We start from the raw sequence: 23,990 nt of genomic DNA, 5'->3' as shown, positions 1-23,990 counted from the left end.
CTGCTAAGTAGTAGATTAGCTCTAATTTTGCAAAAAATAGTGTATGTCCCGATTTATCGTTTTGGCAATCTTGTACCTGGTTTTGGCCATTTATGGCTTTCAAGCATTCCGTACCCTTTTCAAAAGTCCGTTGTTGCATTGGACCTATATCATACTTTTTTTAGGAGCCTTGATATTTTTGACCATCAAAGTATTGACCTATGATCCAGGGGATGGCTTCAAAGGAACCGCGGCCGTTGCGGGAACCATTTTTGCCGCATTCTTTTTGTTGGCCTTGGTGTTGGGTTTCTTTTTGTTGCTGGAGGATATTGTCCGTGTGCTTGCTTTTGGCTACAATAAAATTGCAGGTGTGTCCAACTCGGATGCTGGTTATTTGCCCTCACGTAGGAAATTCATTAGTGGCATTGCCCTTGGTTTGGCAGCCTTGCCTTTCGGAGCATTGTTGTATGGTATGTACCGAGGAAAATACAATTACCAAGTGCTTAAATATGAGCTCGAGTTTGATGATTTGCCAGATGCGTTCCACAATTATCAAATCACCCAGATTTCCGATGTGCATAGTGGTAGTTTTGACGATTACCAGAAAGTGGAGTATGGTGTAAACTTGGTAAATGAGCAGAAAAGCGACGTGATTTTCTTTACTGGAGATATCGTGAATTTAAAATCTGAAGAGCTTGAGCCTTGGAAAGAGGTTTTCTCCCGCTTGAACGCCAAAGATGGGGTGTATTCCATTTTGGGTAACCACGATTATGGAGATTATGCCGTTTGGGATACCGAAGCAGAAAAAGAGCAGAATTTGGAATATCTCAAAACCATGCAAAAGGAAATGGGCTTTGATTTGCTATTGAACTCGAATCGGTTTTTGGAAAAAGATGGGCATAAAATTGCTTTGGTAGGAGTGGAGAACTGGGGCAGGGGTGGCTTTAAAAAGGCAGGTGACCTGCAAAAGGCGAAACAAGGTGTTTCACCGGATGATTTTAAGATATTGTTGAGCCACGATCCTTCGCATTGGGAAGATGTTGTGATACACGACGATTACCATTTTCATTTGACCTTGAGCGGACATACCCACGGCATGCAATTTGGCGTGGAAATACCAGGTTGGGTAAAATGGAGCCCCGTTAAATGGCGCTACAAATATTGGGCGGGTATTTATAAGGAAATGGAGCAGTTCATCAACGTGAACAGAGGGTTTGGATTTATAGGATACCCGGGCCGATTTGGCATCTGGCCCGAGATTTCCGTAATTACCCTTAAGAAGAGGGGAGTGGTATAGAACGGCTATTTCTTAAGCCAACTAAAGACATCTTGCATAAATTCTTGGCATTGATAATCGTCCACGCCTTGCCAGCTGGTCATATAAAGTGAAACCATGGCTTCGCCCATGACCACTAGTTTCCCTCCTTTTTTCGTCTTTACGTAGGCAGCCGCAGGATACGCCTTACCCAATTCATCTCCATAGACAAAAGGTGTTCCGCCAATTACTTTTCTGGCTTCATGATAGGATATTTTCAAAGGTTTGTCATGAATTTCTCCTTTTATGGTATGCCCGCCCGCTAGTTTGTCAGGAATGGCGCCTCCATATTGAATACCATATGGGGTAATAATATCATTAACATTGGTGTCGTTCAATGATGACCAGTAGTCGCTGTCCATTATGATAAATAGGCTTCCACCATCATCGATAAACCTGTGAATGGCCTTGACTTCCTTTTTGGTGTACTGTTTCTTGGGAATATGGATGTAAAGAATGTCGATGTCCGACAACATGTTTGAATCAATTTCGCCCTTCGCATAATCCACGGTAGCGTTTATGGCTCTTGATGTTTTGAACAATTCCTCCGTCATCATATATACCCGCCCGATTTTTTCATTCTCCAACTTCATGGATTTGGGGTCGTTCCAAAACACTTGATTATGGACGACATCCATTAATATACGGGTATAGTTTTCCATCTTCTTCTGCTTTATGGAAATGTTTTTGAACCACCCCTCACTGCTTTCACCTACCCACAATCCAATTTTTCCGTGGCCACTAACATTGATTTGCTCTTCGATCGTAAAGGTCGGTGTTGGGGAACGGTTCACATATACTTCCACTTTTGGATAATTGATTTCTAGTTTTACGTGGAACCAGTCATTGGGAACAGGAGCAGGGGCAATATGGGTCTCGTACTTTCCAGGATGGCCTTCTCGTAAGGTTTTCCAGTCTAAATGCGGCATGGCAATATATTGTACCATATGTTCTTTTTTCTCTGGATTTTGAAAATTGAAGGGCCTAAAGTAAACGGCATCGAAAATTGAATTGTCCTTACCGTTAAAGGCCACTCCAACGAAACTTGCACCGATTTTATTCTTTCCCTTGATGTCGAGTTCAATGGTACCGTTCTGAAAATCGGAGCCTTTCAACCATAAAATACCGTCCCCTGGATTACTATTGAGGTGGATAACACCGTTGTTAAAACTAACTTCTCTATTATGCACTTCCCAACTTTTAGGGTCATCAAGTTTTTTGTTGACCTGTCCTAAAATTGAAAAAGAAATGGTCCAGAAAAAAATGAGTAAAAAAAATGTTTTTAAAGATTTCATCGTGTTTGCTTTTTGATTGAAATTCAAAACTAACCTCGCTTCAAGTTTCAATAGCAAGCAAAAGGAGACCAAATCGAGTTCAAAATTCGGTCATTTACCGAAAACTGAACAATTTTGGGCGAATATTAATATCTTCGAGTATGCTATGAAAAGCCCTGATAATTACCATATCGAATTGTGTATAAAATTGCTCGAAGAGAAATTTTCCTTCGGCAATGGACATGGATATACCCAGAAGGATTTGGAGCAGCTTTCATCTTATATTGAGGAGCATACCGGGTACTACATCAGTTTGTCCACTTTAAAACGGGTGTGGAAGGGTACTTATAAAACACAGCCTCAAATCGCTACCTTGAACGCCCTTGTGGAAGTGCTTGGTTATAAAAACTGGCAGGATTTTAAGATTCAGCATCAAAAAGCCAAGGTTGAAGAAGAGAAGGGTTCAAAAAGAAGCAAATGGCCCTTTTATTTGGCAGTATCGGTAGTGGCGGTTATTTTGACCGTGATGGTGTTTTCTTTTGGAGAAAGTGGGGCTTCAAACGTAAAAATTGAGGGCCCCGTGGGCTTTAGTGCTGACAAAACGGTTGCCAAAGGTGTTCCGAATACGTTTATTTTCGAGTATGATTTGAGCCATGTGGAAGCTGATAGTTTTTTTATCCAACAATCTTGGAATGCCTGGCGCAAGGAAAAAATCGACCCCAAAAAGGAGGTGTATGCTTCAATCTATTATGAAAGTGGTTTCCACCGAGCCAAATTGATTGCCAATGATGAGGTGGTCGCCACCCAAGCGGTCCATATTTTAAGTGATGGTTGGGAGCCCCACGTATATTATTCTGAGTCTGACGACAGGTTTATTGATTTTAAAGGGGAAACCTTTATTGTAGAAGGAAAGCTAAGCCTCTCATTGGAACTTCTCAAAAAACGAGGTTTGGATACTTCCCGCTATTTTATGTCTCGCATTTCGCATAGCGATGATTATGGGGTTTCTTCCAATAACTTTGGATTCAAAACAAAAATCAAAGTGGACAAGGCGTTGGAATCCAATTGTCCGTGGGTAAATGTTTTATTGATTACCACCGAACATGTATTTTCGGCTAAGCTTGTCCGAAACGGATGTGAAACGGGGGCCAGCTATAAATTGGGTGAAATTTACAAGTCCGGGAAGGATAATAACCTCTCCAAATTGGGAACCGACCTCTATGAATGGAATGATTTGGAGATAAAGGTTGTGGGAAAGAAAGCCACCATATTGTTGAATGGGGAGGAAGCCTATTCTGAAAATTATCTGGAGGACCTTGGAAACATTGTAGGTCTTTCCTATGTATTTGAGGGAACCGGGTCCATTGATTTTGTTGAACTTACCGATGGAAAGGGAAAAGTAGTTTTCCAAGACGATTTTGAACTTAATGAGTAATGGAATTAGGATGGCGCCCATCACAATTTAGAGTGGAGCAATGTCCAAAGCATTGAAAGGCTGTAAAACATTCAACTTTTTTCTTATTTTTGACTGTAAACCTTAGAATACATGTCCAAATTCGGAGAACTTATAGATTTACAGGTCCCAGTTTTATTAGACTTTTATGCGGAATGGAACGAGCAGTCCACCTCTATGCACCCAGTGTTGAGCGATGTTGCTGCGGCTCTTGGCGATAAGGGAAAGGTGATAAAAATTGATGTGGACAAGAACAAGGAACTTTCACAGGCACTCCGCATTAAAGGGTTGCCCACTTTGATGATATACAAAAAAGGAGAGATGGTCTGGCGGCAAAGCGGAGAGCAAGATGCCAATACCCTGATTGGAATCTTAAATGAATATATTCAATAAAAAAAGCGAGGTTTTTACCTCGCTTTTTTTATGCTATTCTTCTTCTGGAATTATGGACTCTGGAATACTGTCCGGTGCATCGATTGGAACGGAACCTTCCATGTCCGGGTCTATCGGGGGAATTGATTCATCCATTACATCCTCTTCTTCATCCACAAATTGAGAGAATTTGTCAATATACTCGTTGAAGATAATCGTTTCCGACTCTGCCAATTCTTTATCTCCATTTTCTATGAGGATATCAATGTTTCTACGGTAGGCCTGCATATCGGATAGGATGTCGTCTATCTTATCGTATTGCTCATCCAAAGGAATGTTGGCGTAGTATTCCAAATGTTCCTGATAGACCTTTTTGAGCTTGCCAAAAAGTTCACGCGCCTTTTGCGTTTCACCTACTTTATAATAGCCATCCACGAACGGTTCCACAAAGGCATAGAAATAATAATGCTCCACAGGCATGTTTTCCATGGCAATATTGATTACATCCTTGGCATTGTCAATCTTGTTTTCTGCAATCAAGGTTTCCATCAGGCGGGCCAAATTGCTTCTAAAAGAAAGTCCCTGTGACCGCGTTTGGGGGTCGTGGTAAATGTCATCGCTTCCCGAGTTGCCCCATTCCCAATCCGTGACAATGTCGTACATTAAATCGGAATCGATTCGGCCCATTTCAAAGGAATTTCGGTTTGGTGTTTTGATGGGTACCAATTTGTACACAAGTCCATCGAGTTGCAGATAATCCTTCATCCAAATGTATTCGGCACTATCAAAACTACCGCCTGAAAAATAGATGGGACGTTTCCAATCGTTGTTGGCAATGAGGTCCAACATTAATATCCTGTTCTTGGGAAGTGCACCGGTTGGCAGGTCAATATCGATATAATCCACGATCAAGGCAGAATCCTTCTCTTTGACAAGGCCACTTTCCAATACATTTTGTTTGTTGACGGGAATCCTAATCTTATTGGTAGGATAGTACACAATATCCAAAGTGCTTTCTGAGTAATTGCTTAAATCAGCTCCTTGATTTGTGAGTATATGCCTGAACTTGGTTTGGGGCTTATCACTATCCACCCAATCGATAAAGTCCTTAATGTCCCACCTGTTGTCGGTGATGCCCTGGTAATATATGGCGTCCCTGGTTCCGTAGCTATACTTGTCATGCGTTAATTGCGATGGTATAGGGTCACTTTCGTAGGCCTTTCGTTTCATCTGGTCAATGTACCAATCTGTTGCAAAAAGGCTTGTGTTCACTACGCGGACATCGGTTCTGTATTTCTCGATTTCCTGTGCGTACCAAATAGGGAAAGTGTCATTGTCCCCAATGGTGAACAATATGGCCCCTGCATCTTCTTTCGTGGAATCTAGATAAGCTTTTGCCGTCGCTGGGGCAGTGTACCTATGGGACCGGTCGTGGTCGTCCCAGTTTTGAAAGGCCATTAACAACGGCACGGCCAAAAGGCATATAGTTGTGATTGCCGGGGCCGCTATTTTGGACGAAACCAATTTTTTGAATTCTTCAAACAGCCCGTATACACCGATACCTATCCATATACAGAACACATAGAAGGATCCTACCAAGGAGTAATCCCTTTCCCTAGGTTGAAAGATGTATGGGTTGGTATAAAACTGAATGGCAAGTCCTGTGAACATGAAGAACACGAAGAGTACCCAAAACTGTTTGGGATTTCTGGAAACTTGGAAGACAATACCTAAAATTCCGAGCAATAGCGGTAGGAAGAAATAGGTGTTTCGCCCCTTGTTGTTTTTCCAGTCGCTCGGAAGGTTGTCTTGGCTGCCCAACCGGATACTATCTATAAAATTGATACCGCTCAACCAGTTGCCATTTTCATCGTACCTACCTTGCATATCGTTTTGCTTCCCAACAAAATTCCACATGAAATAACGCATGTACATATAGCTGAACTGGAAATCGAAAAGGTATTCTACGTTTTGCCAAAGGGTAGGGGGCTGCACCTCAATATATTCACCGAATTCCCTTAAAAAACGTATATATTGTTCTGTATCCAGTTCTCCTTGCGAATAGGCTGTTTTGAATTGGTTTACCGCCTGGCGAAGATCATTATTGGATATATATTCCGATTTTATCTTGAATTCCAAGGCGCCAAAATATTTCATATAATTTTCGGCGTGTTGATCGCTCCACATTCTGGGCAAAAATCCTACGTGCTTTTCGTTGGGGCCTGGAATAGCTCCTTTGTAATGGTTTACGATGACATATTTACCCGTTTCCAAGTCTTTTTCGTACTTCGGGCTATCATCCCTATCTTCTCCCGAAGTTGCAAAGGTATCCGAATAATAGGCTCCGTAAATAGGACTGTCCACGCCAGGGTATTGCTCTCTATTGTAGTAGGCCAAAAGCGCACGGGCATCAGCCGGGTTGTTCTCATTGACCACGGTTTTTGCATTTGCTCGTATGGGAAGCATCAACCAAGAAGAGAACCCTAGGATAAGGAACATTAGGCAAAGCACTACAATGTTGGCATTATAGTAATTGTGTTTTCGGGTGTACCTCAAACCAAAATAGAAGGCCGCAACAAACAAAAGTCCCATAATGATGGACCCTGAGTTAAATGGAAGCCCAATTTCATTGATAAAGAATACCTCGCTCCACCCAAATAGTTCCAGAACGTAGGTCAAGGAGAATTTGTAGACTAAGATGAGTACTGCTACGACGATGATGTTCGCGAGCAAGAAGTTTTTTACCGTCGTGGTTTTATATTTTTTGAAGTAGTAGAGCAATCCAATGGAAGGAATCGCCAAGAAGCCCATGAACTGTATACCAAAGGTAAGACCTATCACAAAAGAGATGAGCATGAGCCATCGGTGGCCTCTGGGGTCGCCCAAGTTATCGGTCCATTTTAGGCCCAACCAGAGCAATAGCGCCATCATAAAACTGGCCATGGCATACACTTCTGTCTCTACGGCATTGAACCAAAAACTATCCGAAAATGTAAATGCAAGCGCTCCGACCAATCCACTGCCAAGGATGGCAATAGCCTTGCTATCGGTCATTTCATTCTTTTTGGCAACCAACTTTCCTGTTAAGTTGGTAATGGTCCAGAAAGTGAATAATACAGCAAAAGCACTGGATACAATGGATACGGCATTTACCATAAGTGCTATCTTGGTGGGGTCGCCAAAGGCGAACATGGCAAAAAAGGCACCGATCATCTGTAATAGGGGTGCTCCCGGCGGGTGCCCTACTTGCAACTTTGCGGAGGTGGAAATGTATTCCCCCGCGTCCCAAAAACTTCCTGTGGGTTCAACGGTAAGGGCATATACTATAAATGCGATAGCAAAGGAAACCCACCCAAGGATGGTATCCCATTTTTTGAAGTCTTTTGCAAACATAAGAGTTGGTTATTAACCGAATTGTGGCGAATTTAGTAAATCTAGAACAGAAGCCTAGCCCTTTTTGGAAAACCTTTAACACCCATGTTCAATAAAAATAGCTAGTATTCTTATCAAAAATATTTGTTGAAACCAAAGTTTGTTTTAAATTTGCACGCTCAAAAGCTGAATCAAATTTAGCTTTTATATGGTACTGGCCTATGGTGTAATTGGTAACACAGCTGATTTTGGTTCAGTCGTTCAAGGTTCGAGTCCTTGTAGGCCAACAAAAAGCCCCTTAAATCGCATGATTTAAGGGGCTTTTTTCTTGGTTTAATGTATCTATACAATTTGCCTGTCCATATTGGGGACAGGCCTGTAGGTATAATATTGCAATACCTCCTCCAAAGCCATTTTTAGTGCTTTGTTAATAGGCATTATTCTAGAGCCCAATTGGAAATCGATTTGGTTGAGCTGCATGTAGTAATCCGTAAAAACCGGAACATATAGCCCTTCGGCAATGGCCTTATTTGTTTTTTGATAATTGTCAGCCTGTTCCTCCTTGATGACTTTACAGGTTGCCAAACGCAAATTGCCGTATTTGTCTTTGCTTGCTGCGTATCCAAATAGCCGGCAAATAAGCCCTCTGTGGCGATAACTGCCGCAGTGCCCTTTGCTTAAGATGGAAACAGGTGTCAGCAAAAAGCAAGTTTGCCCGGTAGAGGAACTTAGTGTGTCCAGTGCCTCTTCCGCTTTGCCCGATAAAAATAGTTGAAATGCCCATGGTAAAAACTCCAATGGTGATGCATCAATGTTGGGGTAGGTGCAACATTTTCCACAACCAGAAACACAGCCAAGTTTCGATTTTTCCTGAAACTGTTGGGTCTCTAGCTCCAATTGGTCGAATAACGTTTCAACCAATCGAACTTTCTGATCTAGTGTCATTATTTGGGGGCCGAAATTAAATCTTATTTTGATTCGTTTTTAAACTATTTTTTAAAACGAATGTGGATTTGAAGGTTTCTTCAACATGCAATCAAAATTTATACAACTGTCAATGTACTTTGTTGGTAGTAATTTGATATTTAAGGTTGTACCATTCAAAAAATAATTACATATTTGAAAAATATACGCAGCATTTACCCCAAATCTTTTATTAATCTATTAAATGCAAAAGCGTATGAACCCAAATGAAAAATTAAAAGTTGTATTGGACAACTTTGATTTCAACGAAATTCTGAACAAGTATAATCAGAACAGGAAAAAGAAAATTAATTTAGAAAATCTCAAAGAGGATATTGAGTTTTATTCCAATTCTTATCTGTTGATAGATAAGTATACTGAATGGAAAGAGGAAAACGTTCCCTTGGGTACTACAAAACTGTATGGGTCACCTCACCTTCCTGATGATATAGAACCATTGGAAGATGAAATTTTTTTGGGTCAGTTCAATTTTCAACAACTAAAACCTTTCGATCATTATAATGTGCTTCCCGCTGATACCGGTATGTGCTATTTTTTTGTGACATCTGCAGATGGTCAGGATGTAGGCCATCCAGTCGGGGTAAAGGATTCTATAGGTTGGGGAGAAAAAGGCCATGAAGATTTCATGATTGAGCACGGGGACGATCTACGTGTTGTAGGAAAAGTGTATTATACCAATGTCCCAACAGACCAGCTAAAGATTCGTGAAATTCCGAATGGAGGGGGGAATCGTTACTCATCTAAGGTCTTTGATTTCAATAAGGTATCTGAAAGCATTTTTTTTGTTAATCAACACCATTTTAATTTAAAAGAAATTTTGGGAGATAATGGTAATCGATTTGTTGAGGCAATGAAAGAAGAACTTGGCGATTTTAATTTTTGTGATTATGATTGGCAATTACCTGATGAATTCTTTTTTGGTCGTCCCCAGTGCCATTAAGGTGAGGATGATGGAGAACCGGTTCTCTTTTCTACGGATTCTTTATCAGTTAATTTATCCCGTTTCAATGATGCGGATGATGCAGATGATGACGAGTTTGATGATGACGAGTTTGATGATGACGAGTTTGATGATGACGAGTTTGATGATGACGAGGACGGTGATAGCGGTCGAAAGGAATGTGTGTTCAATTTTTGTTTGCCATCAAAACTTGAGAAGATTGAACTGGGAGGTCTTCATCAAAGCTGTACTTGAATCATTCTTTTATTTCAGAAATGCAGCATTTACCCCAAATCTTTTATTAATCTACTTATAATACAAAAACGCATGAATGTATTGGCAAAAGCAAAAGCTGCGATAGATGGCTTTGACTTTAACGAAGCGAACATTGAGGCCTTCAATGAAAGCGCCGGGACCGAATTGAGTTCCGAAAGTCTCAAAGACTACCTTAAAAATTGGTTGAAGTATTATTTGGTTCCACAATTTGAAATGTATGGTTCTGAAGAAGAGGTGCCATTGGGAACCACAAAACTGTACGGGCTCCCGCATCTGCCGGATTCGTTGGAGTTTCCTGAGGATATGATATTTGCGGGCCAGTTCAATCTAGCCGAAATTAAGCCACATGACATTTTTAACGAGGTTCCCAAAGACTCTGGGATTTATTATTTTTTTGTAGATGTTGACGGTGTGGAATCTGAGGTGTTTTTTTATGACGGCCCTGTTGATGATTTAAAAATACGGGAATACCCTAATGGGGATGAATATGGAAAGTCTCAAGTAATGGACCTAAGAGGCAAGAGTGAGGAACTTTATATGCAGGAGGATCTTATTGGGTGGTGGATCAAAGCCAAAGATAAATATTCAGATTGCCATCTAGCCACCATTATGGGAGCAGATATCCTGGAAAGGCTGGAGGGGCTTTTACAAAAAGAAGCAGGAAGCTTCACTTTATATGATCATCTTGGCAGTCTTCCAGATGAATACTTTTTTGGAAAGCCGCGATACTACCAAGGGGAGGATGGAGATGATCCTAATTTTTATCCAAGCTTTTTTGGTTTTGAGCCACCATGGAATTATGATTGTTTTTTAAACCTTTATGTTTGGCAGGACGAAAAGTCAAAAGAATATTATGGCGATATTGAAATAACCTCTTAGCAGGGCAAAGCATCTGAATAGCAATAAAAAACCCCGTAAATTTAAATTTACGGGGTTCATTGTATTTGTCCAAGCATTGAAATTTCCCCCATAATTCTTAAAGCAGTATCTTTTGCAGTGAGAACAAATCATTTCAACCTCATGAGAAAGCTAATTTTCCTATTCATTACTGTATCCTTTGCAGGTTATGGTCAAAACATAGTAGAGACCCAAAATGGCAAAGTGGAAGGATATTCAAATGAAGATATTCACATATTCAAAGGAATTCCGTTTGCAGAGCCGCCAGTTGGGGCATTACGGTGGAAAGCTCCACAGCCTGTTCAAAATTGGAAAGGTGTAAAACAAACCAAAGAGTTTGGGCCTAGTCCCATTCAAAATACACCAGAGCCCTTTTTATGCTGGACAGAAGAGTTTATTGCCAAGCCCGAACCATTGAGCGAAGATTGTCTTTATCTCAATATATGGACGCCAGCGAAGGCACATGATGAAAAATTGCCTGTGTTTGTCTGGATTTATGGAGGCGGATTAAGTTCAGGAAGTGCCAATTGTGATATTTATGATGGGCAACAAATGGCTGAACAAGGCGTAGTGTTCGTGAGTTTGAATTATAGGGTAGGAGTGCTCGGGTTTATGGCCCATCCAGAATTGAGCGAAGAATCCGGTCACGGAGCATCGGGCAATTATGGTTTTATGGATCAATTGGAAGGGCTGAAATGGATTCAGAAAAACATTGCCGCTTTCGGTGGCGACCCGAACAATGTGACGATTGCGGGCCAGTCTGCGGGGTCGTTTAGTGTGAATGCTCAAATTGCTTCTCCATTGGCAAGCGGATATTTCAACAAGGCCATTTGTCAGAGTGGGGGCATTTTGGGTGGTCGTTTAATGCAAGATTTAGCAACGGCGGAAGAACAGGGTGTTAAGTTTATGGAATCGGTAAATGCTACTTCTATTGACGAATTACGAGCAATGCCCGCGGCACAATTACAGGAGTTGAGCATTAACAACAATTTAGGTCGCTTCAGGGTGGTGTTGGATGACTATTTTTTGCCAAAAGATTTGTTTGAACATTTCAAAACAGGCAAGCAAAATCAGGTTGAAGTGCTGACTGGCTGGGTGACCGGTGATGCCAACCTTTTGCCTATGGGCGAGGTGACGCAGGAAAGTTTCACATCGATGGCCAATGAAAGATTTGGCGCAAATTCCGATGAGTTTTTAAAAATGTTTCCTGCCGGAAATAATGAAGAGGCACTTCAATCACAACAAAAAATGAACCTTCTGAGCTTTGCCGGATTGCCATCTTACTTGTTGGGAACATATATGGACAGGAATGTTTGGTTATATGAGTTTACCCATGTCCCTACTGATAAACCGGGTTTTCCAAATTACGGAGCCTTCCATACTTCTGAAGTGCCGTTCGCATTACATACGCTAGATCAATGGGACAGGTCGTGGCAAACCGAGGAACGCAAGCTTGAGGACCAAATGTCTGCTTACTGGATTAATTTTGTCAAAACGGGAAATCCCAATGGAGAAGGGTTGCCACAGTGGAGCAGTTACAATCAGGATGAAGGTAAATTATTGATCTTTGAAACTGGTGAGTTAAAATCAAGTTCTAAATATTTGGAGGAATTTTGGTTTTTAACCCAAAACTGACCCGATATTTTTCATGAAGTAAACTTAGGGGCAAAGAGTTTTTCAGTTTTTTTTCTACCTTCTAGCTCCGTGCTTCCCAAGGATTCAAAACTCAGTCCGTTACCCTTAAGTTGTTCGGCCAGTTGTTCGGAAACGATAATATCCTGTTTCAAGGGTTTGCACAGTTTTTGGATACGTGCGGTAACATTTAGAACATCGCCGGTAAAGAAGATTTCTTTTTTAAGGGCCCCTATTTCTCCCGTGGTCACTTGTCCAAGATGCAGTCCTGCCCTAAATGAGGGGGTTATGCCGTAGGTATTTTTAAAATAGGTCGACTTTTTTAGCAGGGACTGTTTCATAGCATAAAAACAGCGAATGCAGTTGTTGTTCTGTAAGCCATCGCTTTTCTCCCAAGTAACTACAATCTCATCGCCCACATATTGGTACACTTCTCCTTTACATTGAATTATCGCATTGGATAGTTGATTGTAATAATCGCTTAAAAATTGAAAATATTTTTTGTGTCCCAGTTGTTCAGCGAGGGAGGTGGAAGATTTCATATCCAAAAACATAAAAACACGGAACTCTTCTTTGGGCCGATGGTACTTTCCCATAAAAAAGTTGAGCAAGACATTGTGTCCCAGATGTTCGCTGATACCTGAATAAAGTAAGGAAACAAAAATGCTAAATGTTAGGGAGACCATTGTGCTTAAAAAGGTAGGGCTCTCAATATAATTTGAAAATTTTTGCCATACCTCCGCGTCCATAAGGGTGGAGTCAAGCTCTATGCTCGCTGCAATAGGAAATGTCACTAAATTGATGACAAGCATAAAAAGAAGATAAAACCCCATTTTGTAAAGGATTTTTTTCCAAAATGCTTTGTTTTTAAAAAGCTTGCTCAGCCAAAATACTTCCACAGTGCCCATTACCATACCTACCAAAAAAACGGCTATGGAGGCAAAAAGGAGAATGTTCCAGGTAACGGTGATGTCCGTTTCTGGTCGTTGATTTTCATAACCCATGGCCATGGACTCTATGAGCAGTATAAACCAGCTCAAGACCAGCCAAATAATCCCAAAGGGCAGTATGCGTTTCACGTAGTGCTTGACCTTTGGATTTTTTAAAAGTACCATATGGTAAAGATATGGTGTTTTCTTCTTCATGAAGAAAAGCCAAAAATCAGTCTAAAAAAGTATTGTTTCTGTCTTTGCTAATTGTTGTTCACCCGATAGGTAATGCCTCGGTTGGTTATCACTCTGCCAGCTTTCATTGTCAAGGTTGCTTGGTTTGATTCGAGCGGTGTGCAACTTCCTGCAGAATTCGATACAAGTACTCGGTAGACATAGCCGTTTTTAGAGGAATCCGGAGCAGTTACAGTAAGGTTCGCTGTCTGGGTTCCCGAATACTCAGCTCCGTCAACGATAGGTGCAAAGTTGCTTCCGCCGTCCGTACTTACCTGCCATTGGTAGGTGTCAACATTGTTTGCGGTAACGGAAAAAGCACCATTGTTTCCGATAACTACGGTTTGGTCCGTTGGTTGGCTGGAAATGGTAAATGGAGTTACGGTGATTGTCTGTTCAACATCAAAAGTGTTTCCTGCCTCATCCGTAATCCTGTATGTTCGAGTAATTATTTCAGGATTGCTTCCACCATCGCTTACATCGCTCACAAATGTAACTGTAGGGTTCGGGTCGCAATTATCGGCCTCATCTGTGATTATAGTTATATCTGGTGTTGGAATATCCGAGGTACAATTTACTGCAATGGGCGAGGGAGCACTAGCTGTGGGTGCTTCCGTTTCTACCGTTATTGTTGTAGTCGCCGCCAAATTTGGGTATGGCGGGTCGCCGGGCATACCGCCATATTCTACCAAATATCCTTTGGGTTGATAATCGCCACTGGCTGCACCGGTATTGGATAGGTCGTTCCAGGATCCAGGTAATCCAACGCCAGGCGCTGTAATGTGTGCATAGTCTTCATCTCCGGAATTATTGGGTTCCCCTGAGTTCCAGAATTCATATCCAAATGCTGTGCCCCCTGCGCCGCCTCTCCAAAACAGAGTTCCTGCTTCAGGTCCGGTTACCCAATACCAATCTCCTTCGGTTGTGGCATCACTGGCCCCTATCCATCCCGCTCCCGGTGCCTGCGAGCCTAAGAGGTCGGATTCGTCCTGAACAGAGATTGTTGCCAAGTACCCCTGTAGGCCATAGAATGTTCTTAGCGCGGCCGCATCCCTGGCGGCTGTCCATGTGATTCCCTCTGCGGCCACGTATTCATAATAGTGTCCTGTCGATTCCAAATAGTTGGCCTCGTTCATTACTATGGAAAATGTCCGAGTGTCGCCGCCGCTTACCGTAGCTGTGGTTTGAAATACAACATCGCTTATAGCAGCTTCAAATTCGGCCAATGTTGCCGGGCCTTCCAAGAAAAGTCTTCCTTCCGAAGTGTCCCAACTGGCTGTAATGTTAGGGTGTGTTCCGGTTAAACTCAAAACATCCCCGGAAACATCATAGTTGGAAGTTACTTGGATGTAAACAGCGTCCAAAGTACTGCTGTCGGTATCTGTGATTTCTACGCTTTCTACCACGGGAATTGGGTCGCCTGGACAAAATGTTTGGTTTCCGGTTGCGGTTATGGATGGTGGGTCGTTATCGTCAAAAGTATCGTCCCTAAAATCCAAATCCCCTCCTGAGGCAACATCACCATCAGAATCTGGCAATATCAAAGAGCCACCATTGGTGCTCAGTGGATTGTCTATGGTTCCTCCTGGGTCGGCGTATCCGGTTGTAGTGTCGATATTATTATCCAAACCATCACCGTCACTGTCAGAACCTGAAAGGGTTAGGGCAGCTTCCGTTGTGTCCGGGGTGCTGTCATTGTCAGAATCCAAATCCATAAAATCAGGTACTCCATCCCCATCGGTATCTACAGGGGTGATTCCGCTACTTTCGTAGGCATCGTCCAGACCATTGTTATTGGCATCTATCCCCGAAGGTGCTATATAGTTTAAAGATGTTTGAGCCTCCACATTGTCCGGTATGCCATCTCCATCACTGTCCAAGTCTTGATAGTTTGGAATACCATCGCCATCTGTATCAACCGTTGTGCAATCAACTGTGCCGCCATAACTGGCACCGTGAACTCTAGCTCCTGTTTGGTATGCCATTACCCTAAAGGATTGAAAATTACTTTGCGAAACATTAAAGGTTATTTCTGTAATGGACCCCGAAGGAATCCCATTCGCGGCAGCCAAATAATTGCCGTTCGAATACTGAATCTGCATATCGCAAGTGCCCGAGGCTGCAGATAAGAATACACTTACTGTGGTTCCTATTGGAATTGGGTTGGCAAACTGAAATGATATAATGGATTGACCTTCATAGGTAGATGTGGAGTTATAGGCATATGAGATGCCTGGGTTACCTTCCGCATTGGATGGGTCTCTAAAATATTGCACATTGGTCGCCGTTTGAACAAAGTTTCCGCTGGCGCCTCCACATTCGTTGGTGTCGAGGATGCCATCATTGTCATCATCGATATCGGTTACATCGTCAATTCCGTCACCATCAAGGTCGGAAGCCCCGACACTACAAGTGGAGTATAATTTGGAAAAAGGAATGTTTTGTTTGCCTATAGAAGGCCCTTGATATGCTACCGATAGATTTTCCCCTCCGCCGTTTTCAAAGAATAGCACGGTGATATCGTGAAGTCCGGGAGATAAAGTTATGGTACCCGAACGTTCTTGGGAGCCATGTGCACCATCGTTATTAACCACTTGGGTCCCGTTGATGTATAACTTTGAGCCATCATCGGAAGTAGTGTAGAAAGTATAGGTTCCCTGTGTATCGATTTGGATAAATCCTGTATATCTGATACTGAAATTGTCGGTATCCCCGGGGTCCTCTTGATTTTGAAGGGCGTCCACGTCAAAACTGGTAAAAGTGCCCGAGCCAAGAAAGCCGCTTGTCGGAATATTGTCTACGGTGCTTCCCGATGGGGAGCTGTCGTAAAACTCAAAATCGACTTCACCATTGCAGAGTCCGGAAGCGGCCTGAACCGTAACGTTGTCAATAAAATATTGTTCCACGTTATCATGATTCATCATACGGACCCTAATTTGTAGACTCGAGCTGCCTGTTGAAGGGATGTTTACTGTATAAGATGGGCTCAATGGGTTGGATGCGGAGCCGGATACGTTTACAAATTGTTGCCAAGAACCTCCGTCAATGCGATATTCGCCAATGAAATAGTCACTTCCATTATCCATCTGACTTTGGTCGTTCACCCGAGTTTCCATTCTAAAGGATACGAAATCGTAGCTGGATATGTCTATAGGGTTCACTTGCCAAATACCTTCTGCGTCAAGGTTTCTTCCTCTTAAAGCATTGTTGTTTACGGATAATCTATTTCCTAGGTTTGTGGTCCATCCTGTGGCGGAAGGGCCTGTTGCCGTTCCTGATTGTATGTTGTCGGAGTAGCTGTTAAAATTTTCGCTCCATATGGTGGTCTGTGAAAATGAAAGAAAGGTTCCCAATAGGAAAAATGCCAAGATCAGCATCCATCCACTGGGAAAATGATTCATCTTTTTATTGAAGAACGAGGTTGTGCCCATGTGTTTATTTCAATGTTGCACAAAATTAACTGGTGCACGGAGGCTTCAAAATATTTGTTGTGAACGGTTGTAAAAGGAGTGTTAACATGATCATATCTGGAGAATAGAGTGCCAATGGGTAGCGATATTGGCTTTTTGACACAACATAGTAGACCATAGATAATTCCTTTTCTTTCTCTTGATTGTGGTAATTCATTGAAAAATAGATAGGGGGCAACTTATTTTTGTTCGGGATGGGGTTGCACATGCGATATTATTTATTGTATATTTGCAAAACTGAACGGATATAAAAGTATTCATGAGGGGACCTTGAGTCCCCTCTTTTATTACTTATTTCTCATTTTTATGTTGAAGGATAAAGTGGAATCGTTGCTGGGCAAGGCGTTGGAAGAGCACTCTTCCTTGTTCTTGGTAGATTTTAAAATGGGCGGCGACAACAGTATCAAAGTGGTTTTGGATGGTGATGAAGGGGTGAGTCTGCAAGACTGTATGAACATTAGTAGGGCCATTGAACATAATTTGGATCGCGAGGAAGAGGATTTTTCCTTGGAGGTTACATCGGCCGGAGCTACTTCGCCGTTAAGGTTGCCCCGTCAGTACAATAAAAATGTTGGAAGAAAATTACAGGTCAAGACCGGCTCCGAGCAATTGGAAGGTACATTGGTGGCGACCTCGACAGATAGCATTACCTTGGAGTGGAAGGCTCGTGAGCCCAAACCCGTGGGTAAAGGAAAAGTTACAGTACAGAAAAAGCAGGAAATCGCCTTTTCTGACATTCAAGAGGCAAAAGTTAAATTAAAATTTTAATTGTAGTAGAAAATGGAAAACCTAGCGCTCATCGAATCCTTTTCGGAGTTTAAGGACGATAAGTTTATTGACAGGGTGACCCTTATGGCGATTTTGGAAGAAGTCTTCCGAAGTGCGTTAAAGAAAAAGTTTGGTTCTGACGACAATTTTGATATCATTATCAACCCCGATAAAGGGGATTTGGAAATATGGAGAAACCGTGTGGTGGTTGAAGATGGGGAGGTGGAAGAGCCCAACGAGGAAATATCCTTGTCCGAAGCTAGAAAAATCGAGCCCGATTTTGAAGTAGGGGAGGATGTATCCGAAGAGGTAAAGCTTATTGATCTTGGGAGAAGAGCTATTCTGGCATTGCGCCAAAACTTGATATCCAAGATACATGAGCACGACAATACCACCATCTACAAGCAATTTAAAGATTTGGAAGGTGAGATATACACCGCTGAGGTGCATCATATCAGACATCGTGCTGTAATTTTGTTGGATGATGAAGGAAACGAAATCATCCTTCCAAAGGAAAAGCAGATACCTTCCGACTTTTTCCGAAAGGGAGATAACGTTCGAGGAATCATCGAAAGTGTGGAACTTAAAGGGAACAAACCGGCCATTATCATGTCCAGAACATCGCCGATTTTCTTGGAGCAATTGTTCTTCCAAGAAATTCCGGAAGTTTTCGATGGCTTGATAACCATAAAAAAAGCAGTTCGTATTCCAGGGGAAAAAGCGAAAGTTGCGGTGGATTCCTATGATGATAGGATTGACCCTGTTGGTGCCTGTGTGGGTATGAAGGGTTCAAGAATCCATGGGATTGTACGGGAATTGGGCAATGAAAATATTGATGTGATCAATTGGACCAACAATCCACAATTGATGGTCACAAGGGCTCTAAGTCCTGCGAGGGTGTCATCCGTTAAACTAAACGATGAGAAAAAAACAGCACAAGTATACCTAAAGCCGGAGGAGGTTTCCAAGGCAATTGGTAGAGGTGGGCATAACATACGTTTGGCTGGTCAACTGACTGGTTATGAAATAGATGTATTTCGTGAAGGTGTTGAGGAGGATGTGGAGTTGACCGAGTTTTCTGATGAAATCGAAGGCTGGGTAATCGAAGAGTTCAAGAAAATAGGATTGGATACCGCACGCAGCGTTCTGGAACAAGATGTAAAAGATTTGGCGAAGCGAACCGATTTAGAAGTTGAAACAATTCAAGAAGTCGTTCGCATCCTCAAGGAAGAATTTGAAGATTAGGCTTATATTAGCAGCGAAAATTTAGGGAAGTAAAATTATTTATGGCAGAAAATCCAACAATACGACTTAACAAAGTTCTCAGAGAATTGAACATTTCACTGGATAGGGCAGTCGATTACCTAGCCTCGGAAGGGCATGAGGTAGAGGCGCGTCCTACCACTAAAATATCCAATGAGGTGTATCAAGTTCTGTTGGATGAGTTCCAAACGGATAAGAGTAAAAAGGTCGCTTCTAAGGAAGTTGGTGAAGAAAAGCGCAAAGAAAAGGAGGCTATCCGGATCCGTATGGAGAAGGAGCAGGAAGAGCGCAGGTTGGCCAAGGAGAAAAGAGAGGCCGAACAAGAAGTGGTGAAAGCAAAGGCGGAGCTTGCCGGACCTAAGACCGTGGGTAAAATCGACTTGGACAAAAAGCCGGAGCAACCCAAAAAGGAGGAGCCAAAGCAAGAAGAGCCAGAGAAGCAAGAAGCGCCAAAACTTGAGCCAGAAAAGGTTCAAGAGGTTGAAAAACCCAAAGCTGCTGAACCTGAAAAGACCGTTGAGAAGGAAGTTAAAAAGCCTGAGGTCAAGGAGGAAAAGGCAGAAGCTGAAAAGCCTAAGGAAGAAGTTGAAAGTGCTGAATCCGGTACCATAAAGACGAATTATCAAAAACTTTCCGGACCTAAGATTACGGGGGATAAAATAGACCTTTCGCAGTTTAAAAAACCAGTAAAAAAGAAAAAGGAAGAGGCTCAAAAAGGAAATAAAGCTGGAGCTTCATCCGATGCAGGAGATCGTAAAAAGCGACGTAGAAGAATTGTAAAGAACGGCCCTCAAGCGGGTGGTGGTAATCGAAATAATAATAGGCCGGGACAAGGTAGAAAGGGACAGCGTTCCAATGCACCTAAAGTAGAGCCTACAGAAGAAGAAGTACAAAAACAAGTAAGGGAGACCCTTGAAAAACTTCAAGGTAAATCCAGTAAAGGTCGAGGAGCAAAATATCGTAGGGAGAAAAGGGATCAGCACCGTCAGCAAACGGAGAAGGATCTTGAACAGCAGGAATTGGACAGCAAGATTTTGAAGGTGACGGAATTTGTTACCGTGAACGAGCTTGCTACCATGATGAACGTTTCTACGACACAGATTATCTCGGCATGTATGTCCCTTGGTATCATGGTGACGCTCAACCAACGTTTGGATGCAGAAACACTTTCCATTGTGGCCGATGAATTTGGTTATGAGGTGGAATTCGTTACTGCGGAAATCGAAGAAACCATTGAGGAGGTCGAGGATAGCCCAGAAGATTTGAAGGCCCGTGCACCGATTGTTACCGTAATGGGACACGTTGACCACGGTAAAACATCCTTACTGGATTATGTTCGTCAAGAGAATGTAATCGCAGGGGAAAGCGGGGGCATCACACAGCACATCGGTGCTTATGGGGTTGCCTTGGAAGATGGACAGAAAATTACTTTCTTGGATACACCCGGTCACGAAGCGTTTACCGCGATGAGGGCCCGTGGTGCTCAGGTTACGGATATTGCCATTATTGTAATTGCTGCGGATGATGATATCATGCCGCAGACCAAAGAGGCAATCAGTCACGCGCAAGCAGCTGGTGTGCCAATAGTGTTTGCAATCAACAAGGTGGATAAACCAACGGCAAACCCTGATAAAATCAAAGAAGGATTGGCCCAGATGAATTTATTGGTGGAAGATTGGGGAGGTAAAGTGCAGTCCCATGATATTTCTGCCAAAACAGGGCAAGGTGTCAAGGAACTTTTGGAAAAAGTGTTGTTGGAAGCTGAGCTATTGGAGTTGAAAGCAAATCCAGGCAGGTTGGCATCGGGAACAGTTGTAGAAGCCTTCTTGGACAAAGGTAGGGGGTATGTGGCCACTATTTTGGTGCAAACAGGTACCCTTAAGATAGGTGATTATGTACTTGCTGGAACTTGCAGTGGTAAGGTAAAGGCCATGCATGATGAAAGAGGGCACAATATTGATAGTGCTGGTCCATCCACGCCAATTTCCATTTTGGGATTGGATGGAGCGCCACAGGCAGGTGATAGATTCCACGTGCTGGAAGATGAGCGTGAAGCAAAGCAGATTGCGGCCAAACGTTCTCAATTGCAGCGTGAGCAGTCTGTAAGGACACAGCGTCATATTACCTTGGATGAAATTGGACGAAGAATCGCATTGGGCGACTTCCAAGAGCTTAACATTATTCTTAAGGGTGATGTGGACGGTTCCGTAGAAGCCTTGACGGATTCGTTCCAAAAACTATCAACTGACGAGATACAGGTAAACATCATACACAAGGGTGTAGGTGCCATTACCGAATCGGATGTGCTGTTGGCTAGTGCCTCAGATGCTATCATTATCGGATTTAACGTAAGACCTATGGGCAACGCTAGATCCATTGCGGATAAGGAAGAAATCGATATCAGGATGTACTCCATTATCTATGATGCCATCAATGACCTTAAAGATGCGATGGAAGGCATGTTGTCCCCAGAGATGAAAGAAGAGGTTACGGGTAATGCAGAAATCAGGGAAACCTTTAAGATTTCCAAAATTGGAACAATTGCAGGTTGTATGGTCACCAGTGGGAAAATATTCAGGAACTCCCGTATCAGGTTGATTCGTGACGGTGTTGTGGTCTACACAGGTGAATTGGCCTCGTTAAAGAGATTCAAGGACGATGTCAAAGAAGTAGCTAAAGGTTACGACTGTGGATTGCAGATCAAGAACTACAATGATATTAGGGAGGGTGATATAGTGGAAGCCTTCCAAGAAGTTGCAGTGAAGAAAAAACTGTAAATGATAATAATCATAAATAAAAAATCCCGCTGTTGAGCGGGATTTTTTTTGTGGTTATAATGCCTTTTGCTCGGGTTTTAGGAGCATGGCATCCGGATATTTTTTCCGAACCTCTAAATATTTTCTTTCGGCCTCCAATTTGGTTTTGAACCTTCCCAATCTAACGCGGTAGGTCGGGGATTCAAACTCTATTTTGGAATACCAATCAGGAAAATCAATTTCAACTTGACTTAATAGGTCTTGTGCTTTCTGATAATTGCCAAAACCTACTTGGATTTGATAATATCCCGTGTTGGCATTTACCTTGGTGTACAATTTTACCAGCTCATTTATTTTCGGGTCCTGCTGAATAGTTACCTGTCCGTCCTGGGCCAATACCTGAGTTGTAAAAGCAATTAGAATTGCGCTATAAACAGCCGTTTTCATGTTATTTACTCGTTGTATGATTTATGCTTATTGCAAATGTAGATTATTAAAGGTTAACCAAGTCGAGCGCAAGTTATTTAGAATCTTTATAAATTAAGAGTTATGAATACCTTAAGATTTCAAAAAATGACTGTATGTCTTACTTTTGTTGCCATTCTTGGTAGGGTAAAAAGCTATTGCTCTCAAACTCAATAGAAAGAATCGTGCCAAAGATTTCGATAGAAATTTAACGAATATGAAAAAGGTTTTATACCGCCATCTATTTTCAAAAGTTTTAGGTTTAACTCTCCTATTATTCTCATCATCTTTTTATGCACAGGAAGAAGCCGAGGCAACGACCGATGCTGCAACAGAACAGACTGCAGAAGCTGTTGATGGTGATCCGGTAAAAGGAAAACAACTCTTTAATCAGAACTGTGCTGCATGTCACTCCTTGGACAGGAAAATGACAGGTCCCGCATTGGCAAATGTGGAGGCTAGGTTGGCCGAGGATGAAGGTTTGGACAAAGAATGGATTTACGCATGGGTTAAAAATAGTCCAGCGGTAATTGCATCTGGAGATGCCTATGCCAACAAAATTTACGCAGAGTACAATCAGGCGGCCATGACGCCATTCCCAACATTGTCCAATGAGGATATTGACAATATTTTGGCCTATACCGCTGCCCCTCCAAAGGCTCCTGCCCAGGCGGCTGGTGCAACTCCAGCAGGCGGTGAAGGTTCAGGTGGTTCAAGTTCCGGTATTTCCAATGAGATGATCCTTGGTGCTTTGGCATTGGTTTTCGCTCTATTGGTCGTTATGTTGATTTTGGTGAACAAGACCTTGCGCAGAATTGCGGAGGCCAATGGTGTTGTTCTGGAACAAGAGAAAGAAAAGCGTTTGCCCATTTGGAAAGCATTTGTTCAAAACCAGTTCTTGGTTTTGGTGACAGTTGTTTTCTTGTTGTTGGGCAGTGCGTATTTTGCTTACGGTTATTTAATGCAGGTGGGTGTTGATCAAGGATATGCTCCTGTTCAGCCAATTCACTTCTCTCATAAGATTCACGCTGGCGACAATGGTGTGGATTGTAAGTACTGTCACTCTTCTGCACGAGTTTCAAAAACTTCTGGGATTCCTTCCTTGAATGTTTGTATGAACTGTCATAAATCTATCTACGAATACACAGGAACCGCTGAAGGTCCTTCGGCCGAAGATTTGGCTGCCGGTCATACCAACGAGTTCTACACGGGAGAGATCAAAAAACTATACAAGGCAGTGGGTTGGGATGAAGAAAACCAAAGCTACACCGGCAATAGCCAGCCAGTGGAGTGGGTTAGGATTCACAATCTTCCCGACTTTGCCTACTTTAACCACTCACAGCACGTTTCCGTAGCTGGTGTTGACTGTCAAACATGTCACGGTCCTGTTCAGGAAATGGAAATCGTTGAGCAGCATGCTCCATTAACTATGGGATGGTGTATCAACTGTCACCGTGAAACCAATGTGAAGATTCAGGGTAACGCATACTACGAAGCAATCCACGAAGAGTTGGCTAAAAAGTATGGAGTTGAGGAAGTGACCGCTGCAATGATGGGTGGTCTGGAATGTGGAAAGTGTCACTATTAAGAATTAAAAGAAGATAATCTCAG

17 protein-coding genes and 1 tRNA gene are annotated in these 23,990 nt (G+C 42.5%); 12 read left to right on the top strand and 6 right to left on the bottom strand.

Annotated features, from left to right (window positions below):
* Nucleotides 1-43 precede the first annotated feature (43 nt).
* Nucleotides 44-1,276 carry a metallophosphoesterase gene (locus DCK90_RS11300; RefSeq protein ID WP_108246322.1) on the top strand — a complete coding sequence of 411 codons (1,233 nt, stop codon included), beginning with the start codon at nucleotides 44-46 and terminating at the stop codon, nucleotides 1,274-1,276.
* Between the two features lie 5 nt (nucleotides 1,277-1,281).
* On the opposite strand, the gene DCK90_RS11295 is transcribed toward DCK90_RS11300, so the two are convergent.
* On the bottom strand, nucleotides 1,282-2,589 hold the full coding sequence (locus DCK90_RS11295; RefSeq protein ID WP_108246321.1) for a family 16 glycoside hydrolase: 1,308 nt from the start codon (nucleotides 2,587-2,589) through the stop codon (nucleotides 1,282-1,284).
* A 145-nt stretch (nucleotides 2,590-2,734) separates the two neighbouring features.
* On the opposite strand from DCK90_RS11295, the gene DCK90_RS11290 reads away from it, so the two are divergent.
* Nucleotides 2,735-4,003, top strand: coding sequence for a LamG domain-containing protein (locus tag DCK90_RS11290; protein WP_108246320.1), 1,269 nt, complete (start codon nucleotides 2,735-2,737; stop codon nucleotides 4,001-4,003).
* A 111-nt stretch (nucleotides 4,004-4,114) separates the two neighbouring features.
* Complete coding sequence (locus DCK90_RS11285) at nucleotides 4,115-4,414, top strand: thioredoxin family protein (protein ID WP_100817192.1); 300 nt, start codon at nucleotides 4,115-4,117, stop codon at nucleotides 4,412-4,414.
* Between the two features lie 33 nt (nucleotides 4,415-4,447).
* Here the strand turns inward: DCK90_RS11285 and DCK90_RS11280 are convergent, their stop codons facing one another.
* Nucleotides 4,448-7,786 carry a glycosyltransferase family 117 protein gene (locus DCK90_RS11280; RefSeq protein ID WP_108246319.1) on the bottom strand — a complete coding sequence of 1,113 codons (3,339 nt, stop codon included), beginning with the start codon at nucleotides 7,784-7,786 and terminating at the stop codon, nucleotides 4,448-4,450.
* Between the two features lie 194 nt (nucleotides 7,787-7,980).
* Between DCK90_RS11280 and DCK90_RS11275 the strand changes: the two genes are divergently transcribed.
* Nucleotides 7,981-8,052, top strand: a tRNA-Gln gene (locus DCK90_RS11275).
* Nucleotides 8,053-8,107: 55 nt separating this feature from the next.
* Here the strand turns inward: DCK90_RS11275 and DCK90_RS11270 are convergent.
* Complete coding sequence (locus DCK90_RS11270) at nucleotides 8,108-8,710, bottom strand: YkgJ family cysteine cluster protein (RefSeq protein WP_108246318.1); 603 nt, start codon at nucleotides 8,708-8,710, stop codon at nucleotides 8,108-8,110.
* A 235-nt stretch (nucleotides 8,711-8,945) separates the two neighbouring features.
* On the opposite strand from DCK90_RS11270, the gene DCK90_RS11265 reads away from it, so the two are divergent.
* The 4 genes from DCK90_RS11265 to DCK90_RS11250 all read left to right on the top strand — a co-directional run bounded on the left by DCK90_RS11265 (nucleotide 8,946) and on the right by DCK90_RS11250 (nucleotide 12,497).
* Nucleotides 8,946-9,689: a hypothetical protein gene (locus DCK90_RS11265; RefSeq protein WP_159075821.1), complete on the top strand. Its 744-nt coding sequence runs from the start codon at nucleotides 8,946-8,948 to the stop codon at nucleotides 9,687-9,689.
* On the top strand, nucleotides 9,655-10,005 hold the full coding sequence (locus tag DCK90_RS17000; protein ID WP_159075820.1) for a hypothetical protein: 351 nt from the start codon (nucleotides 9,655-9,657) through the stop codon (nucleotides 10,003-10,005). The genes DCK90_RS11265 and DCK90_RS17000 overlap by 35 nt, the downstream gene beginning before the upstream one ends.
* Nucleotides 10,006-10,016: 11 nt before the next feature.
* Nucleotides 10,017-10,844, top strand: a complete 828-nt coding sequence (locus DCK90_RS11255; RefSeq protein WP_108246315.1) for a YwqG family protein — start codon at nucleotides 10,017-10,019, stop codon at nucleotides 10,842-10,844.
* A gap of 141 nt (nucleotides 10,845-10,985) precedes the next feature.
* Nucleotides 10,986-12,497, top strand: a complete 1,512-nt coding sequence (locus DCK90_RS11250; protein WP_108246314.1) for a carboxylesterase/lipase family protein — start codon at nucleotides 10,986-10,988, stop codon at nucleotides 12,495-12,497.
* An 11-nt stretch (nucleotides 12,498-12,508) separates the two neighbouring features.
* Here the strand turns inward: DCK90_RS11250 and DCK90_RS11245 are convergent, their stop codons facing one another.
* A complete protein-coding gene (locus DCK90_RS11245) occupies nucleotides 12,509-13,639 on the bottom strand; it encodes an adenylate/guanylate cyclase domain-containing protein (RefSeq protein ID WP_234414750.1) in 1,131 nt (376 codons plus the stop codon).
* A gap of 47 nt (nucleotides 13,640-13,686) precedes the next feature.
* The gene (locus tag DCK90_RS11240; RefSeq protein ID WP_108246313.1) at nucleotides 13,687-17,088 is read right to left on the bottom strand and encodes a PA14 domain-containing protein; all 3,402 of its coding nucleotides are present in this window, start codon (nucleotides 17,086-17,088) and stop codon (nucleotides 13,687-13,689) included.
* A 345-nt stretch (nucleotides 17,089-17,433) separates the two neighbouring features.
* Here DCK90_RS11240 and rimP point away from each other — a divergent pair, with 345 nt between their 5' ends.
* The 3 genes from rimP to infB are packed head-to-tail and all read left to right on the top strand — an operon-like array spanning nucleotide 17,434 to nucleotide 21,935.
* Complete coding sequence (rimP, locus tag DCK90_RS11235; protein WP_108246312.1) at nucleotides 17,434-17,895, top strand: ribosome assembly cofactor RimP; 462 nt, start codon at nucleotides 17,434-17,436, stop codon at nucleotides 17,893-17,895.
* Nucleotides 17,896-17,907: 12 nt separating this feature from the next.
* Nucleotides 17,908-19,140, top strand: a complete 1,233-nt coding sequence (gene nusA, locus DCK90_RS11230; RefSeq protein WP_108246311.1) for a transcription termination factor NusA — start codon at nucleotides 17,908-17,910, stop codon at nucleotides 19,138-19,140.
* 41 nt (nucleotides 19,141-19,181) lie between these two features.
* Entirely contained in the window at nucleotides 19,182-21,935 is a 2,754-nt protein-coding gene (gene infB / locus DCK90_RS11225; protein WP_108246310.1) for a translation initiation factor IF-2, read from the top strand.
* A 54-nt stretch (nucleotides 21,936-21,989) separates the two neighbouring features.
* Here infB and DCK90_RS11220 read toward each other — a convergent pair whose 3' ends face one another.
* Nucleotides 21,990-22,361 (bottom strand): SPOR domain-containing protein, encoded by a 372-nt coding sequence (locus tag DCK90_RS11220; RefSeq protein WP_108246309.1) that lies wholly within the window; start codon nucleotides 22,359-22,361, stop codon nucleotides 21,990-21,992.
* 235 nt (nucleotides 22,362-22,596) lie between these two features.
* Here DCK90_RS11220 and DCK90_RS11215 point away from each other — a divergent pair, with 235 nt between their 5' ends.
* Nucleotides 22,597-23,967, top strand: coding sequence for a c-type cytochrome (locus tag DCK90_RS11215; RefSeq protein WP_108246308.1), 1,371 nt, complete (start codon nucleotides 22,597-22,599; stop codon nucleotides 23,965-23,967).
* Nucleotides 23,968-23,990: the final 23 nt, after the last annotated feature.

The organism is Muricauda brasiliensis (genome assembly GCF_003057865.1).
GTDB lineage: Bacteria > Bacteroidota > Bacteroidia > Flavobacteriales > Flavobacteriaceae > Flagellimonas > Flagellimonas chongwuensis.
The sequence above is the reverse complement of the archived record's forward strand: the minus strand, read 5'-3'. Positions and strand labels throughout refer to the sequence as shown.